General features: G+C 47.7%; 13 protein-coding genes. 11 read left to right on the top strand and 2 right to left on the bottom strand.

All coding sequences use genetic code 11. The features are described from left to right. Positions 1-23: 23 nt before the first annotated feature. Genes FSB84_RS30265 through FSB84_RS30250 form a run of 4 tightly spaced genes read left to right on the top strand, consistent with a single transcriptional unit; the run spans position 24 to position 4,411 of the window. A complete protein-coding gene (locus FSB84_RS30265) occupies positions 24-1,175 on the top strand; it encodes a hypothetical protein (protein ID WP_130543632.1) in 1,152 nt (383 codons plus the stop codon). Positions 1,176-1,186: 11 nt separating this feature from the next. After that, a complete protein-coding gene (locus FSB84_RS30260) occupies positions 1,187-2,173 on the top strand; it encodes a family 43 glycosylhydrolase (protein ID WP_130543633.1) in 987 nt (328 codons plus the stop codon). Continuing rightward, complete coding sequence (locus FSB84_RS30255; protein ID WP_130543634.1) at positions 2,170-3,141, top strand: family 43 glycosylhydrolase; 972 nt, start codon at positions 2,170-2,172, stop codon at positions 3,139-3,141. The genes FSB84_RS30260 and FSB84_RS30255 overlap by 4 nt, the downstream gene beginning before the upstream one ends. 19 nt (positions 3,142-3,160) lie before the next feature. Next, positions 3,161-4,411: a glycoside hydrolase family 71/99-like protein gene (locus FSB84_RS30250; protein WP_130543635.1), complete on the top strand. Its 1,251-nt coding sequence runs from the start codon at positions 3,161-3,163 to the stop codon at positions 4,409-4,411. Positions 4,412-4,418: 7 nt separating this feature from the next. Here the strand turns inward: FSB84_RS30250 and FSB84_RS30245 are convergent, their stop codons facing one another. Next, positions 4,419-6,950 (bottom strand): hypothetical protein, encoded by a 2,532-nt coding sequence (locus tag FSB84_RS30245; protein WP_130543636.1) that lies wholly within the window; start codon positions 6,948-6,950, stop codon positions 4,419-4,421. 165 nt (positions 6,951-7,115) lie between these two features. Here FSB84_RS30245 and FSB84_RS30240 point away from each other — a divergent pair, with 165 nt between their 5' ends. Next, positions 7,116-8,090 carry a DUF4421 family protein gene (locus tag FSB84_RS30240; protein WP_158644187.1) on the top strand — a complete coding sequence of 325 codons (975 nt, stop codon included), beginning with the start codon at positions 7,116-7,118 and terminating at the stop codon, positions 8,088-8,090. 46 nt (positions 8,091-8,136) lie between these two features. Beyond that, positions 8,137-8,979 carry a hypothetical protein gene (locus FSB84_RS30235; RefSeq protein WP_130543638.1) on the top strand — a complete coding sequence of 281 codons (843 nt, stop codon included), beginning with the start codon at positions 8,137-8,139 and terminating at the stop codon, positions 8,977-8,979. A 35-nt stretch (positions 8,980-9,014) separates the two neighbouring features. Here the strand turns inward: FSB84_RS30235 and FSB84_RS30230 are convergent, their stop codons facing one another. Then, the gene (locus FSB84_RS30230; protein ID WP_130543639.1) at positions 9,015-9,722 is read right to left on the bottom strand and encodes a DNA alkylation repair protein; all 708 of its coding nucleotides are present in this window, start codon (positions 9,720-9,722) and stop codon (positions 9,015-9,017) included. Positions 9,723-9,839: 117 nt separating this feature from the next. Here FSB84_RS30230 and FSB84_RS30225 point away from each other — a divergent pair, with 117 nt between their 5' ends. From FSB84_RS30225 to FSB84_RS30205, 5 genes are read left to right on the top strand one after another with little or no spacing between them, the layout of a single operon-like run. Further along, positions 9,840-10,433: an RNA polymerase sigma factor gene (locus tag FSB84_RS30225; RefSeq protein WP_130543640.1), complete on the top strand. Its 594-nt coding sequence runs from the start codon at positions 9,840-9,842 to the stop codon at positions 10,431-10,433. A gap of 13 nt (positions 10,434-10,446) precedes the next feature. After that, positions 10,447-11,631 carry a FecR family protein gene (locus tag FSB84_RS30220; RefSeq protein ID WP_130543641.1) on the top strand — a complete coding sequence of 395 codons (1,185 nt, stop codon included), beginning with the start codon at positions 10,447-10,449 and terminating at the stop codon, positions 11,629-11,631. Between the two features lie 53 nt (positions 11,632-11,684). After that, positions 11,685-15,263, top strand: a complete 3,579-nt coding sequence (locus FSB84_RS30215) for a SusC/RagA family TonB-linked outer membrane protein (RefSeq protein ID WP_130543642.1) — start codon at positions 11,685-11,687, stop codon at positions 15,261-15,263. Between the two features lie 16 nt (positions 15,264-15,279). Then, positions 15,280-16,797: a RagB/SusD family nutrient uptake outer membrane protein gene (locus FSB84_RS30210; protein ID WP_158644186.1), complete on the top strand. Its 1,518-nt coding sequence runs from the start codon at positions 15,280-15,282 to the stop codon at positions 16,795-16,797. A gap of 18 nt (positions 16,798-16,815) precedes the next feature. After that, positions 16,816-17,721 carry a zinc-binding metallopeptidase gene (locus FSB84_RS30205; protein WP_130543644.1) on the top strand — a complete coding sequence of 302 codons (906 nt, stop codon included), beginning with the start codon at positions 16,816-16,818 and terminating at the stop codon, positions 17,719-17,721. Positions 17,722-17,739 lie beyond the last annotated feature (18 nt).

The raw sequence follows: 17,739 nt of genomic DNA, 5'->3' as shown, positions 1-17,739 counted from the left end.
TCGTAAACTCAAACTGATACGAAATGAAATATTTCAAACCGATCATGGCAGTATACCTGCTCCTGCTGGGGCTGGCCATTGCAGGCTGCCAGAAAGCTGATGACTATTCATCGCGGGATACCAGTGGTGTTAAACCCACTCCTGTTGATCCCGGCCCTCCGCCTGATCCTACACTCGTGGAATTCGATCCCTGTGAAGCTGATACAGACTGGGAGATCACCGGACCAAAAGCCGTTGACAAAGGCAATAAGAAACAAGGAGATGCCAGTCTGAAAACGGCTATCAATACCAATGAGGACTATGCACATTTTATCAAGCGCCGCCCAACTTCGATCGATTCCAAACTCACGCGCGAAACAGGTCAGTTGGTTTTCTGGTTGTATATAGGCGATCCTTCATTACTCAAAATGGATGGGCAGATCGAGCTCACCAGTTCCAAAGAGTCTGATAAAAAAGAATATGCCTGGAACCTTGCGCCATCATTGATTCCCGACTTGAAACCCGACTGGAATGAAATGAAACTGGACTTCGCCAAGGCTGATATCTCTGGCGACGGCGGACCCGACCTTAGCAAACTGGATTTCTTCCGGATCTATCTATTCACAAAAGACAAGGCCCATCCTGATATGGTAGTGGCGATCGACGATATCAAAGTACGCGCAAGACCCAAAGTGAACGAACTGTTCGCTAACTGTGATGCAGACACGAATTGGGAGATCGTTGGTCCCAAGTCGGTTGATAAGACCAATAAGAAAGAAGGGGAAGCCAGCCTGAAATCCGCTATTGCTTTGAATGAAGATTATATGCACTTCATCTACAAACGTCCCACTGCTGTGAATGCCGGTCTTACAAAGGCCACCGGACAATTCAAATTCTGGTTCTATTTGTCTGACGTTAGCCTGCTGAAAGATGATGGACAGATCGAGCTGACCAGCTCCGGTGAATCCGATAAAAAGGAATATTCCTGGAATCTCGGGCCTATGATCCCCAACCTGAAAAGCGGCTGGAATGAGCTTACGCTCAACTGGTCCGATGCAGCGGAATCCAATGGCGACAATGGTCCTGATCTGGCGGCGTTCAATTTCTTCCGGATCTATTTCTGGACGAAGGACAAATCGCATACTGCGCCGCTCAACGTGGCGATAGACGACCTGAGGATAGTTGAGAAACCATAACATATATGAACATGCGAAAATCATTTATTGTGAAGCGTAAGATCGTACTGTTTGCCGCAGCCGGAATAGTTGCACTGGGTGTAAGTACATTATTCCTGTTTGGCTTTACCAAAGACAAACCAAAAGGTAACCCCATAATCCGTCATATGTATACAGCAGATCCATCCGCCCATGTGTGGGCAGATGGCAGGCTCTACGTGTATGCCTCCCATGATATCGCACCGCCACGCGGCTGTGATCTGATGGATCAGTATCATGTATTCTCAACAGATGATATGGTGCACTGGAAAGATCATGGCGAGATCCTGCGCGCCAGCCAGGTGCCCTGGGGACGCAAAGAAGGTGGCTTCATGTGGGCGCCGGACTGCGCATACAAGAACGGTACTTACTATTTCTATTTCCCGCATCCAAGCGGCACCGAATGGAATACCACCTGGAAGATCGGCGTAGCTACCAGTAAGAAACCTGCCAGCGATTTCAAAGTGCAGGGCTTTATTGAAGGCATCGACCCCATGATCGACCCCTGTGTATTCATCGATGATGACGGACAGGCTTATTTCTATCATGGCGGCGGCGGCACCTGCAAGGGCGGCAAGCTGAAAGACAATATGGTGGAGATAGATGGAGAAATGAAAAAAATGGAAGGACTCGAAGACTTCCATGAAGCCACCTGGATACACAAACGCAATGGCGTTTATTATCTCTCTTATTCAGATAATCACGATGTGGATGGGAAGCACAATCGCATGAGATATGCTACCAGCAACAGTCCCCTCGGTCCCTGGAAACACCAGGGCATCTACATGGAACCCACCGATAGCTACACCAATCACGGCTCCATCGTGGAATTCAAAGGACAATGGTATTCTTTCTACCACAACAGTGTATTGAGTAATCACGACTGGCTGCGTTCCGTTTGTGTAGACAAGCTCTACTTCAATGAAGACGGTTCCATCAAAATGGTGGAGCAGACCAGTGGTGTAAAACCTAAACCATGAAACCAGTTTTCTCAATAGCTGCAGGTTTGGTTTTCGTTCTTTCGGCCTGCTCTTCCAAAAAGAGCGAAGAGGAGAAACCCGTTGACCTCTGGGCGAAAGAACACAAAAATCCGTTCATTACCCATATGTACACAGCAGATCCATCCGCCCATGTTTGGGCGGATGGTCGCTTGTACGTATATGCTTCTCATGATATCGAACCACCACGCGGCTGCGACCTGATGGATCAGTACCATGTTTTTTCCACCAATGACATGATCAACTGGACCGATCACGGCGAGATCCTGCGCGCCAGCCAGGTTAGTTGGGGAAGGCCCGATGGTGGCTTCATGTGGGCGCCCGATTGCGCCTACAAGAACGGCACTTACTATTTCTATTTTCCCCATCCCAGCGAAACAGAATGGAATACCAGCTGGAAGATCGGCGTGGCCACCAGCAAGAAACCAGCCAGCGATTTCACCGTACAGGGATATATTCCGGGCATCGATCCCTTGATCGATCCCTGTGTATTTGTTGACGATGATGGCAAAGCCTATTTCTACCAGGGCGGCGGCGGTGTTTGCAAAGGAGGAAAACTAAAAGACAATATGATGGAGATCGATGGCGCCATGCAAAACATGACCGGCCTCGTGGATTTCCACGAAGCCGCCTGGGTGCACAAGCGCAACGGAATCTATTATCTTTCCTACTCCGATAACCACGATGAAGCCAATCTGCACAACCGCATGCGCTACGCTACCAGCAATAGTCCGCTCGGTCCCTGGACCTATCGCGGGATCTATATGGATCCCACCGACAGTTACACCAACCACGGTTCCATTGTGGAATTCAAGGGAAACTGGTATGCATTCTATCACAATAGTTCCATTTCAAAACACGACTGGCTGCGCAGTATCTGTGCAGACAGGCTCAGCTACACGGAAAACGGCCTGATCAAAAAAGTGGTGCAGACCGCAGGAAAAAAATAAAAAACGAAAACCAACAACCATGCAAATACGATTTCATCATATCCTTCTTCTGTTGCTGGGTAGTACCTGGCTCAGTTGTTCCAAAAGCGATGGGGGAGGAGAAAAGGAAGAAGATAAACCAACCTGGCCCTCACCCGTTGGCGATGTTGTGGGCAAGGTCACCGTAGGCTACCAGGGATGGTTTGCCTGTAATGGCGACGGAGGCCCCATCAATATGTACTGGCATTGGACGCAGGACTGGGGCAAGCTTCCTTCCTCCACCAACAATGGTATCAAGAGCTGGCCTGACGTTCGCGACTATACGAAAACCTACGCCACCGGCTGGGCCGATCTCAACAATGGAAATCCTGCGCATCTTTTTTCCAACTACGATGATCAGACAGTTGACGTTCATTTCAATTGGATGAAACAATACAACCTGGATTGCGCGGCCCTCCAGCGCTTCAATCCCAATGGCATTGAAGGCGGAATCCGTGATGCCGTTACCGCCAGGGTAAAGACCGCTGCAGAAAAATATGGCCGCAAGTTTTATATCATGTACGATGTGAGCGGCTGGAACAATATGCAGACTGAAGTAAAAACCGACTGGACCAACAAAATGAAAACATACACTACCAGCTCCGCCTATGCGAAGCAGAACGGAAAACCGGTGGTATGTATCTGGGGCTTCGGTTTTAACGATAACAACCACAATTTCACCGCCGCTGCCTGTATAGATGTGATCAAGTGGTTCAAAGACCAGGGCTGTTACGTGATTGGCGGAGTGCCTACGCACTGGCGTAGCCAGAACAGCGACAGCAGGCCAGGCTTCATTGAAGTGTACAAGAATTTCAATATGCTTTCACCCTGGATGGTGGGGCGCATGAGCAAGATCATCGATTCCGATAATTTCCTGGTGCAGACCAATGCGCCCGATGTTACTTTCTGTAAAGCCAATGGCATCGATTACCAGCCCTGCATCATGCCCGGCGACCTGCAGGAAAGACAACGAGTGCATGGCGAATTCATGTGGCGCCAGTTTTACAATATGATGCGGGCCGGTGCACAGGGCTTTTATATTTCGATGTTTGATGAATACAATGAAGGCAACCAGATCGCGAAAACAGCAGAAACTCAGGCAATGGTGCCGGCAGGTTCCAGTTTCCTGACCCTGGATGAAGATGGTACTGCCTGCTCCTCCGATTATTACATGCGGCTTGCCGGTGATGGTGGCAGGATGCTGAAAAAAGAAATTGCATTAACGCCGGCAAAACCGACGGCGGTGAAATAGAATTTTATCAGGAGTTTCCGGTGATCTGAACGAAGGTCTTCTCAAAATCCACTCCATAATTCTCGCGGTATTCCTTGGCGAATTTGGAGAAAGTATCCTTAGCCATGCCATGGCGTCCGAGGATCATCAGGCTTTTGCACTTGTACACCAACGCTTCCTCATTCAGCTGATCAAAGAGGAACACCGCATTGGCAAAACGGAGCGTAAGCTCGGCATTGGCCTCGGGATCCGCTGTGGTGGCGTATTTGACGAAGATGTCGCTGATGATGCCGGAGACTTCTGATTTATAATCGTCCAGCCAGCTGTAATGCAGTTGTTGCAAGAATCCTCCCCTCTGTATCAGTTCCAGCAATGCTGTCACATATTGATTGTTGATGGTATAGGCTCCGCCGGTAAGCTCTGCGAATCGTTTGTAATCTATAAAGATATTTTCCTCCTCTGCCAGCAATCTCAGGTGGCCTGTATCACGGTTGATATTGATGCCACCTATTTTTTCACAGATCGTTTTCAGTTTGGCGATATTCACCTGGTAATTGTTGCGTGCATCCTTGGACGATTTGTCGGGCCAGAGGATCTCCAGCAGTTTTTCAGGACTGATGCCTTTACCGTCTTTACAGGTATGCAACAGGATCAGCAGGAACAGTTCTTTCAGCAAAGGAGAGAAGCTGGCTGTGAGGTTTTGTTTATCACGGCTCAGCACTTCAAATTGTCCGAACAAATAAATGGCCGTGGTATCCACAGCCGGTGAAGGCGCCAATGTTATAGATGGCGCCAGGTGGCTGGCGTCTGGAGCAGCTGCTTCCTGATGCTGGTGATTTATATCCGTTGCTGGATCTGTTTTTTCTGATTTCTTCTTTCTGTTCTTCAGGAAAATACGGCTGAATGCCAGGGCCAGCAAGATCCCGCCAATGATATAGAGCCATTTGCCGGCGCTTTCGGTTGTAGCCGTTGTGGTGGCCGCGATCATTTTATTGGGAGGGAAATTCAGCGAGTACACGTTCACGTCAGTAACCGTATCCTTGCCGGTGTGCAGGGTTACTGCCAGCAGTTTTTTGGAAACGGGGCTGTAGAACAGGTCTACAAAGGATTCCACGTCAAGGAACTGGTAGGGGATGGTATCAGCCATCGGCTCATAGTCTGTATTGTGAAGCGAGCCTTTGATGAGTTGCAATCGTGAATTGAAACGGTCGTTGGGATAGATCAGTGTATAAAAATTGTCTGTTCCCGGTTCCAGGATAAGGCTGTTGGAAAACACGAACGGATGTTCCGGTTCTTTCAGTTCCGTGAGTTTGGTGAATTGCCGGCCACGCACATCGAAAGCCAGCAGATCATAGCTGTGGCGGGGATTCAGCATTTGGTCGCCGGTTTTGCTGCCATAACCACCAAGGATATACGCAGTATCGCCGCTGGCATTCATACCAAGCGCGGCCAGGTAACGGGGCATGAAGAAATCCCCTTTCGGGTGGATGGTATCCCAACGCTGCGTGTTGAAACTATAGCGTTGAATAAGATTCTTGTAATGCAGCTGGCCATATCCGGCCACGGTGTACAGGGAAGTATCAGTGGAAGAAATGAACTTGTTGGCCTGCCAGAAAATGGTGAGCGGGTCACTGTGAAAACTCTTGTCCCACCTCGCTTGCAGCGTATCGTAGACGCTCACCGAGTGCTCATCGATATAGAAATTGTACAGTTTATTATTGATATGGTTGTAGATCCCCTGGTTGCCATAGGCCATATCCCTTCTTTTTTCCGATAACCTGGTGATGCGGATGGCGTCGTTCCTGGGGGAGTACTCGTAGAGGGAGTCCCCGGAAATGATGTAGAGGATATCCTTTTCTTTATTGTAGGCCAGGGCAGGAACAGAGCCCGTTTGTGTGCTATACACTTTTTTCCAGTTCTGGTGCATGGGAGCGATCCAGCCCGGGTTGGCAACGAAGTATTTTTTATCGGACACCTGCTCATGCGCTTCATTCCCTCCGTTCTCATCCAGGGGAAAATGGTAACGTAGTTTCTTGTTTTCAGTGATCTTTATTTCCCTTATGAGGAAGGGAGCAACATCGGCAGTCTGGAAACCCGGCAGATCATTGGCGCCGAAAACGATGCGGCAGCAGAGTTGATCATTGGTCTCGATAGCGCTCTTGCCCAGCGCATGACCATTGGCGAGGAACTCCACTGTTTTGTTATGTGTATCGAACCGGATTGTCAGCTGGTTCCATTGGTTGAATGCGCCGATGGAATCCACCGGGCAACTGATGAATTTTTCCCCGGTGATGAAATTGAGCAGCCGCTGCCGTTCATTGTAAACGATATCGATATTCCTGTTCTGGTCCGTTACGATCCGCAACAGGTAACCGAAGTAGATGGGCATATTGGAACGTAACATGAAATCGAACTGCAGATCGGTATTCTGATCAAAGCAGGCAGGCTTACCAGGGGTAAGGTTGAAGGAAGTTCTTTTCTCCTGTACAGCCTCATGGCTGGAGAACTGCAAACCGAAGGATTGACAGAATGCAGGCAGGGAAAAGAAAATGAAAATCAATGATATTGCTGTTGGTCGAAGCATCTGAATCAAATCTAAAAAAACTTTAACATAGGTCAAACTTTCATTTTCCTGATGCGAAGTTGCAACGTCAACAGTTTATATTTGAGTATGAGAAGAACCATGCCGGCCGTGTTGTTTTTTTCTTTTTTCCCATTTTATCTGATGGCAGCGACGGATACGCTCCCTGTTTCCCGGAAGATAGAGGCGATGTCGGATTTTGTTACCCTCAAACTTAGTCAAAGCTCCGATGTGGAGCGGATAGGCGTGATCACCCCGGGACTCGATATCCGCCTGAGCCCGAATGTGGAATCGGCCACCAGGCTGGGATTCAGTTATCGCTTCATTTCTTTCGGCATCCGATTCGCTCCCAAATTGTTTTCAGACAAAGACGATGATGCGCTCAAAGGAAAAACGAGGAGTGGAGGATTCAATGTGGGTTTCAATTTCAGGCATTGGATACAGGAACTGTCTTATACCCGCACCAAAGGCTATTACCTGGAGAATACGCCTGAAGTAGATCCAACCTGGACTCCGGACTCTCCCTATATCCAGTTCCCGGGCTTGTCTTTCACTCAATATGAAGGAAGCACAGCTTACAATTTTAACCCTGACTTTTCTGTGAATGCCATTGTAACGCAGTCAGAGCGGCAATTGAAGAGTGCCGGCAGTTTTATTCCCGTTTTATTTTACAGGTACTATATCAATGACCACAAAACGCCTCCTGAGCCAGGTGGCTTCAATCAAAGAGGAGACAACCTGGAATTGTTGCTGGGAGCAGGATACCATTACAATTTTGTATTGAAGGAAAAATTCTATTTCGCCCTGGGACTTACACCGGCAGCAGGCTATGTATTCAGCAGGATCACCAACCGGTATGAGACTTACAGTGAGTCTGGCAGGCAAAGGAATTTCATTTTCCGCCTGGATGGAAGGGCTGGTATCGGTTATAACAGCCAGAGGTTTTTCACGGGTATCTACATGCGCTTTGCAGAGTCTGCTTACCGGGAGGAGAAGACAAGTGTAATTGTGGAAAACGACAGGACCATCTTTCATGCCGTGATCGGCTTCCGCCTCAATGCTCCTTCCTGGATAAAAAAGCCGGTGGATGCGGTATCGCGCACCATCGGAATCAAATGATTTATTATCTTTATACATCTCCCAAACAAACCATAATTGATATTGTATGAAGAAGCTAACCTTACTGATAGCCCTGATTCTTATGGGTATGATCACTTATGCCCAGCAGCCTGCAAAGAATGATGTAATACTCAAAACCAATGGTGATGAACTTGCCGGAAAAGTTCAGTCGATCAATGATTCCGCTATCGTATTTTCCTATGCAGGAGAAACACTTACGTATAGTATCAAAAAGACCGAGATCCTGAAGATCACTTATGCCAGCGGAAGGATCGAATTCTTCAACAGAAATGCCGGTCAGCCATCAGGCAGCTCAGCCGGCCAGCAACAAAAGCCCGCCGCCAATCCCAACCTGGAATCACATCACAACAAAGTAGCTTTCCTTCCCTTCACTTTCGTGAAAGACGGACAGGCAGCTGATGATGCAGTTGGAGACCAGGTGCAGCAGGAAGCCTATAATTTTCTCAGCAAACATGCAGGCATGTTCACTATACTCGATCCCCGTACCACCAACGCGCTGCTGATCAAAGCGGGGATTACGGACCAGAACATCAAAGGATATACAATGGAGGATCTCTGTAATATCCTGGGCGTAGAGTATGTGATCAGCGGAGTGGTGAATCAGAACAAAACCACGCAAACCGTTACTTCTAACACTTATGGACAAGTGAAAACAAAGGATGATGATGATAAGAAAGATAAGAAATACAACAGCTCCACTTACGGTACCGCCCAGCAAAACTATCAGACCAGTCTGGACCTGGGCATTTACAATGACAAAGGCGTAACCGTGTACAGCCAGCAACGCAATTCTTTCTGGAATACACAGGATGCTTACAAGAATACGCTTGAATATTTACTGAAGCGTACGCCGTTGTATACGAAATAGAAAAATGGAAAATATTCAGACAGGGCGATGGCGCATTATCTGGCCATCGCCTTTGCTTTCTTATCTGCAGGCATTTTCTCGATGGCATAACGCAAAGCAGTGCGCGGCATCTTCGTCTTATGCTGCATTACGAACTTAAATACAGGGTTGAGGTCTGATTCGCTGGCGGATTTCAGCATCCAGCCATAGCCTTTCTGCACCATGTCATCCTGATCCTCTAGCTGAATGGTAGCAATTTCCAGCATCTCCTCCATCCATAGCCCTTTTCTGGCGGGAACGATCAGGCTCACCGCTGCGGCCCGTTTCACCCACCTGTTTTTTGATACCGCCCAGCGTTTCAGTTCAGGCAGGAATTCAGGATACATCATAAGGAATTCCCCAACAGTATGATTGCAGAGCGTATCGCAGGAAGCCCAGTTGGATACATACTTTTTTACCCAGCGTTCGAATGTTTTGAAATCGGCCGGTTCAAATTTTTTCTTTTGGGAATAGGCCCAATCACAGGCTACAAAAGATTCCTCCAGGTAGCCAGATTGCCAGAGCTCTTCACAAAGCTGGAATACTTCCTTTTTCGGAAGTTGTTTCATTTCTTTTTTATACTGTGCTGAGAGCTTGCGCACCAGTGGCGTTTTGATACCCCTGGTTTGGATAGCTTCTTTGAAAAATCTTTCGGCAGATGATTTGGCGGCGGCATTCGCCATGCTGTCGAGATCAGCTCTGAGTTGAGTGAGAATGCTTTTCATGAGCGTTGATTGGTGACCAAATATAAAGAGGCCAAACGAATACTTTACACTTGATAATGATTCAAATGCTATTTTTACGATCGCTGCCAAGTTTTGTAACCAAACAGGGAAACCCAATTGCTATCCAACCCGCAATATGATCAGGCTGAACTGCTGCTTAAACTATCTGAAGGCGATGAAAATGCGTTCCGCACGCTATTCCATGCATGGTCTCCCCGTATCAATGCTTTTGCGCTCAAACTGACCGGTTCTTCAGTACTTGCCGAAGAGATAGTTCAGGAAGCCTTTACCAAATTATGGCAGCAGCGTGCTGAGCTGGTTCGTATCAGCAATTTTGAAGCCTGGTTAGTAACTGTTGCCCGCAATACCGGAAGCGATATGCTGCGGAGGATGGCCCATGAGCGAATCATCCTGCACGAGCTGCAATCGGGATCAAGCCAGCAATCTGGAGAAGAGAACGATGAAGAATGGAAACAGTACCACGCCAAACTTTACCAGGCGGTGGCTGAATTGCCGCCGCAGCAGCGGAAAGTCTGGGAGATGAGTCGCTTTGATAGAAAGAAACAACAGGAGATCGCAGAAGAAATGGGTATCTCCATTCATACAGTGAAAGAATATATCAAGAAGGCTACCGCCACCCTCAAAAAGAATTTATTGAAAATTGTTTTCTGGGGCATCCCCTCTTTTTTTATACTCATTCGTCTACTTTAAAGAAACCAGGAATATGGAGGATAACAGGCTGCGGGAATTGTTCACCAAATGGACCAGTCATTCGATCTCAGCAGAAGAGGAACTGGAGCTGATGACCTTTTTATCGAAGGGTAAAGCGGCATCTCAACGCGATGCGCTGGTGGCCGGACTGTATTCGGAGAACAACCAGGAACAGCCTTTGGAACTGCGGGACGCAGAGCAGATCATTACCGCTATACTTCAGAAAGATGCAACCGCTGAAACTGGTGCTGTGCGCAGGTTACAGCCCGTAAGGAAATGGATGGGATACGCAGCGGTTGTACTTGGGCTGATGGTGATTGGCGCTCTGGCTTACCTGCTGGTGAATAAAAAAGACCAGGCTTCATCTGAGACCGCAAAATACATTACCGAACCTCTGGATTCCCGTCGCGCCACCCTTGTACTGGCCGATGGAGAGCGAATAGAGTTGCAGGAAAATCCTGACAGTAAATTTCAACAAGGCCTAACTGAGATTACCAATGTAGATACAAGCCTTTTGAAATACGCAGCCCGCGAAGGGTTGGTGAAAGCTGCGGGATACAATACCCTGATCATTCCGAGGGGTGGTCAGTACAGGCTGGAGTTGGCGGATGGGACCGAGGTCTGGTTGAATGCCTCCACCAAACTGCGTTATCCCGCTCATTTTGGGGGTGTAACCAGGAGAGAAGTATTTCTTGAAAGCGGCGAAGCCTATTTTAAAGTGAAGAAGAATACTGCATTGCCTTTTATTGTGAATGCAAGTGGGATGGAAGTGCAGGTATTGGGCACGGAGTTCAATGTGAATACCTATACCAAAAAATTTACCACCACACTGGTGAACGGGTCAGTAAGGCTGAACGCCGCAGGCATGCAGGCCATGCTGGAGCCGGGTTTGCAGGCCATGCTTACCAATGATAAATTCATTACCAGAGCTGTGGACACAGAAACATTTACCGCCTGGAAAGACGGGCAGATCATATTCGACGAGGTTTCTCTCGAAGAAGCAACAAACAACCTTAGCCGTTTATACGATTTCGATTTTGTATTCTCTTCTCCTGAATTAAAGCAGCGAAAAGTGGGAGGGAGACTGAAAAAAGAAGCACATATTGAAGATGTGCTTGCACTCATCGAGCAACCTGCCTATGTGAAATTCAACATCAAAGGGAAAACAATTCTTGTAAGTCAGGTCATGTCAAAATAGCCAACGAACCAGAGAATAAACGGAGCAATCAACCAAAACTAAACTCGATTACCATGAAACATCTTGTGGTATTCCGCAGCCTGTTGCTGGCCGCGGGTGTACTCTTCATGCTTTCCCTGAAAGCACAGGACACGGAAAAGACCGTGAGCCTGAATCTCAAGAACGCAAAGCTCTCAGAAGCGTTGAATGCTGTGAGAAAAAGTTCACAGATCAACCTGTTTTACAGTGTGGATGATGTGAATAAATTCCCTCCTGTTACCATCAATGTTACCAATCGTCCGGTTACGGAGGTATTGAACATGCTGCTCGATGGAACCGATATGAAGTATTCCATCGAAAAGAATACGATCATTATCAAACGGAAGTCACCAGCAGAAAATCCCGCGAAAAAGAATCCCGATACCACTGTTACAGTTCGGGGCGTTGTCCTTAACGGAAAGGGACAACCGCTTTACGGCGCCAGTGTAACAGATCAGTCGTCCGGGGTCTCTGCCATCACAGATGCATCCGGTAAATTCAGTTTGATAACACATCGCAGGACCACGCTGAAAGTGACTTATGTAGGGATGAAGTCGCAGAGTCTGAATATCCGTGCTGAAGGTGACTCCTACATCCAGAATGTGACCATGGAAGATGCTCCCAATGAGATGAACCAGGTGGTAGTAACGGGTTATCAGAATATCCGCAAATCGGAGATGGTGGGATCAGCCAATACGATCAAGCGTGATGAGATGTTCTACGATGGCACCAATACGGTAGAGCAGATGTTGCAGGGAAAATTACCCGGCACCGTGGTAATGAACCAGACCGGTATGGTAGGCACCAGACCGAGGGTTCGTGTGCGCGGAACTTCCACTTTGCTGAGCAACCAGGAACCTGTTTGGGTGGTGGATGGTGTGATCCAGACCGATCCTGTTCCATTCAATGCCCAATCCCTCAATGATGTGGGCAGCAGCTCAGATATGATGCGGAACCTGATCGGCAATTCCATTTCCTGGCTAAATCCAAATGACATTGAAGATATTACTGTTCTGAAAGATGCCGCTGCCACCGTGCTTTACGGTGTGAAGGCGGCCAATGGCGTTATCGTGATCAAAACAAAACGTGGCAAACCCGGTGGCAGGATGACGGTGAACTACAGCGGAGGCTTTGCCATTACGGAACGACTGAACTATGATCAGCTCAACCTGATGAACTCCAAAGAACGCATCGATGTAAGCCGCGAGATCTATGAGAAAAGATTACTGGGAGTAATCGGCACTACCGCGGTAGGCTATGAAAATGTATTGCAACGTTACCTCAACAAAGAGATCAGTTACACTCAGTTCAATGAGGAAGTGAAGTATCTTGAAACGGTGAATACAGACTGGATGAAACTGCTCTACCGCACACCGTTCAGCCATAATCACAGTGTTAGTATTTCCGGGGGCTCCGAACGTCTTTCCTATTATTCATCACTGGCCACTTCTCAGAACTTCGGTACTGCCAAAGGAAACGATACCCGCAATATGACGGGTACGCTCCGGCTGGATGCGAAGATCTCCGATAAGCTCACAGCAGGCGTGCAACTGAATGCAGGTATGATCAGAACAAAAGGTTTCTATGCTGTAGATCCTTTCAAATATGCACAGGAAACAAGTCGCGCCATTCCCGCATTTGATGAAGATGGAAATCCAAAATATTATGAAATACCGGGCCATAATGGAACTCCGCTAAGATTCAATGTGCTGAACGAATTGGCGGAGACCGGCAATCAGAACGATCAGCGGAACTTCAATGCCTCGCTCAATATCAATTATAATATCATCAATGGTCTTCGTTTTGAAAGTTTACTGGGCCTGACCTCTGTAAATGCCAATGCTGAATCATGGGCTTCTGAGTATTCCCGGCATATTGCTTTTATCAGGGATTATGAAGTGGGTGAGTTTGGGGTGGGAAGCCAGCGTTATATGGAATCGAAGTTACCGCATGGAGGAGAGTACAATTCCATCGAAAGCCGCAACACTACTTACAATATAAGGAACAGTCTCTCCTGGAATAAGCTGATAGGGCTTCATCGCATTGGTGCATTGGCAGGGCAGGAGCTGCGTAGTACCGCCACCAGGGGATTCAGCTCCAATCAGTTTGGATATTTTCCAGACAGGGGACGTAATATCACCAGTCCGCCCCTTACTATTTTGCAATACGGAAGTGTGATCACCAATCCCCTGTATAAAGAGATAAAGAATGTGATCACAGACCGTGATGCTAATTTCCTTTCTTACTATGGCAACCTCACTTATTCTTATGATGAACGATATGTGATCACCGGTAGTCTTCGTTCGGATGCGTCTAACCGCTTTGGCCAGGATAAGAAGCACAGGTTCCTTCCCATCTGGGCTGGTGGCGTACGATGGAATGTGCACAATGAGCCCTGGATGAAGGAGCAGAAACTGGTGAGCGAGCTGAACCTGCGCGCCTCTTATGGCTGGCAGGGTAATGTGGCCGAAAACTTCGGCCCTGATCTTATTGCACAACTTCCCTCGAATGTAGTGAATAATGTAACAGGAGAATACGAGTTGCTGATCAAATCACTTGGGTATGCGGACCTGAGATGGGAGAAAACAAAAACAATGAACCTGGGCCTTGACCTGGGAATAGCTTCCAATCGTTTTATAATGTCGCTTGAGTATTACCGTAAGAAAACGGATGACCTGATCATTTACAGGGAGATCCCGGTTTCATATGGTATCGATCAGATGCCCATCAATGGAGGCAAACTGGATAATGAAGGTATTGAACTTAGTATGAGCGGGACCGTTATCCGCAGCCGGGACCTTGTTTGGAATATTTCTTTCAATACTTCCAGGAACCGCAACAGGATCAACAGCGAGATCATTGGCTCGGAAAGCTGGCGCAATGCCGCTTCCGGCAGGTTGAACAAGGGAGGTTATGGGGTGTCGTCCTTCTGGGTGTTTGATTTTACAGGATTGAATCCCAATGATGGTTCGCCTGAGTTTGTGCTTCCTGCCAAGGATCAGGCGGCCTGGATCGCAGGTGAGAAGGATGCCACTGCTTACATGAAATATGCAGGCAGGCTGGAGCCTGATTTTACTGCCGGTATCTCACAGGTATTGCGCTACAAGGCATTTACACTCTCCGCATCATTCAATATGCAATTAGGTGGCAAGAAATTGCTCTACCAGATGTTCACCGGTTTTGATCTGCCCAGCGCTTACATGAATATGCCAAAGGAATTTGCCAGCCGCTGGAAAAAGCCAGGTGACGAAAAGAATACCAATATCCCTTCCATCCCCTCCAGGATCTGGAACCCTGTCAATAACCAGACAGATGCCATCCTGTTGCTGATTCCACCTTATCCCGGATATGAGTATGCTTACGAAATGTACAATTATTCAACTGCCCGCGTGGTGGATGCCAGCTTTTTCAGGTGCAACGATATCTCCCTTACCTGGAATGTTCCCGAAAGATTGTTGAAGCCACTGTATATAAAGAATCTTAGTGTATCCGCAGCCGTTAGAAACCCGTTTATAATCGTGAGCAGGGATTTCAAGGGAATGGACCCGGAAGTAGCCACCGGCAATCAACCCATACCCAGAGTGTATTCCATGCAATTCAATGTTAGTTTTTAACCTTCAAGACAAAAAAATGAATACGATATATAAAAGCATACTGGGCATATGGCTGTTGATCGGTTTCACCGGATGCAGCAAATACCTGGAGGAAAAAAGTCAGGATGAGGTCAGGCCTTCTTCCGTGGCTGAATTGCAGCAATTGCTGATGGGAGAGGTTTATCCCGCAGGATCCTATACTCCCGGCTTTCATCCTTACCTGGACCTGATGACGGATGATATGGTGAGCAATTTCAATCCCGGTTTGGCTGGCCCAACACTTTACAAGCAATATGAAGGGCCGTATACCTGGCGTTCTGATATGTTCGAGTTGATGGAGGCGGCTATGACGCCGGGAGCCATCGATACCTATGCCCATTATTACAGGAGGATCAAAGGTTGCAATGTGGTGTTGGAAATGATCGATGGGGTAAGAGGCGATGAAGGAGAGCGGGAGAATGTGCGCGCACAGGCGCTGGCCATGCGAAGCTTCTACTATTTCATGCTGGTAAACCTTTTTGCACAGCCTTACAATGCACCGGGTATCGACCGTGAAACGGCGCCGGGCGTGGAGCTGATCCTCAGTTCCGTGGTGAAAGATGAGTATCCCCGCCGCGCATCCATAAAAAAAGTTTACGATCAGATCGAAGCAGACCTGATGAAAGCGCTCCCACTGATCCGGCAACATGGATCAGGCAATAGTAAATTCAGGGTAACTACCGGATTCGTATATACGTTATTAAGCCGGCTCAGCCTTTACCAGGAAAAATGGGAACAGGCAGCCCAATATGCGAGCGATGGTCTTACCCTCAATTCCTCCCTGCTCAGGCTTGCTTCTGTGCCTTATCCCGGCACATGGAGTGATCCCGCCACCAATATCTACAGCATCAACAGTCCAGAAGCTATCTGGCTCGGTTATGCGAACGGTAGTGAATACCGTGAAATGGGGCGGTTCGATTATGATATTCTGAACTTCTGCCTTTCACCTGAATTGAGAAGCAAATATGATTTCACCAGGACCAATACCAGCAATCGCGGTGACCTGCGTATGCGTTATTTCTATTACTGGGATTACCTGGATTACGACTGGACCATCTATGTTCCGATCCTTGGAAAGAAACTGGGAGGTTCCAACAGTAGTAATGTAGTGAAGGGAATGCGTGTGGCTGAGCTGTATCTTAACCGCGCTGAAGCCAATATCATACAGTACCTGAAGAATGGCGATGAAGCGCTCCGGGCTTCGGCGCTGAGCGACCTGAACTTCCTTCGTTCCAATCGATACGATACCCGGAATGTGGCTTATGTTCCCGTCGATTTCAGTGGCCAGGCATTACTGGATTTTTGCCGCGATGAACGCAGGCGCGAGCTCAGCTTCGAAGACCACCGCTGGTTCGATCTCCGCAGATATGGTATGCCAGAGATCAGGCATAAGTTCCAGACTACCGCCAGTCAGGCGCCTGTGGAATATGTGCTGCAAAAGAATGATAAGCGCTATACACTGCCGATCCCAAGGTCTGCGCTGATCAGGAACCCTAACCTGGAACCCAATCCATAATCAACAAAACATCGAATTATGAAATCATTTTTCTATATAACCACAGTTTGGTTACTGGTTGCCCTCCTCGCAACGGGTTGTAAAAAGGAAGGAGCGCTTACAGCCAGTCCTGAACCGGAAAATATTTACGGTGATCCAACCCTGCCACAGGGTAATCATCCCTATGATGCAACTATCCTGGAGATGTTCAAAAAATACAGGACACTGTTCCTCTACAAGTATGAGCCCAAGGATATCATGTACAATGTTACCTGGTGGATCGGCGGCAGGTATGATGCTGTTGCGAACAAGACCACAGCCGGTTATTTTGATGTTCCGGCTAATGAGGATTATGTAGATGAACAACTCGCCCTCATTAATGAAACACTGTTGAAATACTATTCTGAATCTCTTCTTCGCGCAGGGCTGCCTCAAAAAGTTTTTTTGCTGGACAGTTTTTATTTCGCCAGAACGGGAGCGGGTAAGCCTTCTGAAAATGTGAACCTGATGCATGAAGCTTATGCAGCCGGTGATTTCATGATCGTTGGATATGGAGGTAGCAGGATCAACGCCATTTCTGCTCCGGAGAAGTATGCATTGAAATCCAAACTCAATTCTTTATTCCTCGCTAATGCACATGCGAAGAATGCGATCAAAAGACAGGCGGCATTTACTGCACTCACTGATTATGATCTGGTGGATTACTGGACAGCATATGAACAGGGTGTGATCGATTACCTGAGGAAAGGGGTTGAAGAGGATTGGGATGTTTTTATGGAAACCATCGTTTCCAATTCCTACGCCAGTCTGACTGCACCGGGCGGACTGCTGCATCCCTCCGTGGATGTGAACGGACTGATCAAAAAGAAATACGATATCGTGATCAGTTATTTCCTGAACACATTTGGTATAGACCTTCAGGCCATTGGCAATGAAGGCGCCTGATTATTCTAAAACAACAAA

Origin of the sequence: Pseudobacter ginsenosidimutans (assembly GCF_007970185.1) — a bacterium.
Lineage (GTDB): Bacteria > Bacteroidota > Bacteroidia > Chitinophagales > Chitinophagaceae > Pseudobacter > Pseudobacter ginsenosidimutans.
The sequence above is the reverse complement of the archived record's forward strand: the minus strand, read 5'-3'. Positions and strand labels throughout refer to the sequence as shown.

Bases quoted from the DNA above. Each gene is read 5' to 3' on its own strand.
- FSB84_RS30265 (WP_130543632.1), top strand. From the start codon at position 24: ATGAAATATTTCAAACCGATCATGGCAGTATACCTGCTCCTGCTGGGG.
- FSB84_RS30260 (WP_130543633.1), top strand. From the start codon at position 1,187: ATGCGAAAATCATTTATTGTGAAGCGTAAGATCGTACTGTTTGCCGCA.
- FSB84_RS30255 (WP_130543634.1), top strand. From the start codon at position 2,170: ATGAAACCAGTTTTCTCAATAGCTGCAGGTTTGGTTTTCGTTCTTTCG.
- FSB84_RS30250 (WP_130543635.1), top strand. From the start codon at position 3,161: ATGCAAATACGATTTCATCATATCCTTCTTCTGTTGCTGGGTAGTACC.
- FSB84_RS30240 (WP_158644187.1), top strand. From the start codon at position 7,116: ATGGCAGCGACGGATACGCTCCCTGTTTCCCGGAAGATAGAGGCGATG.
- FSB84_RS30235 (WP_130543638.1), top strand. From the start codon at position 8,137: ATGAAGAAGCTAACCTTACTGATAGCCCTGATTCTTATGGGTATGATC.
- FSB84_RS30230 (WP_130543639.1), bottom strand. From the start codon at position 9,722: ATGAAAAGCATTCTCACTCAACTCAGAGCTGATCTCGACAGCATGGCG.
- FSB84_RS30220 (WP_130543641.1), top strand. From the start codon at position 10,447: ATGGAGGATAACAGGCTGCGGGAATTGTTCACCAAATGGACCAGTCAT.
- FSB84_RS30215 (WP_130543642.1), top strand. From the start codon at position 11,685: ATGAAACATCTTGTGGTATTCCGCAGCCTGTTGCTGGCCGCGGGTGTA.
- FSB84_RS30210 (WP_158644186.1), top strand. From the start codon at position 15,280: ATGAATACGATATATAAAAGCATACTGGGCATATGGCTGTTGATCGGT.
- FSB84_RS30205 (WP_130543644.1), top strand. From the start codon at position 16,816: ATGAAATCATTTTTCTATATAACCACAGTTTGGTTACTGGTTGCCCTC.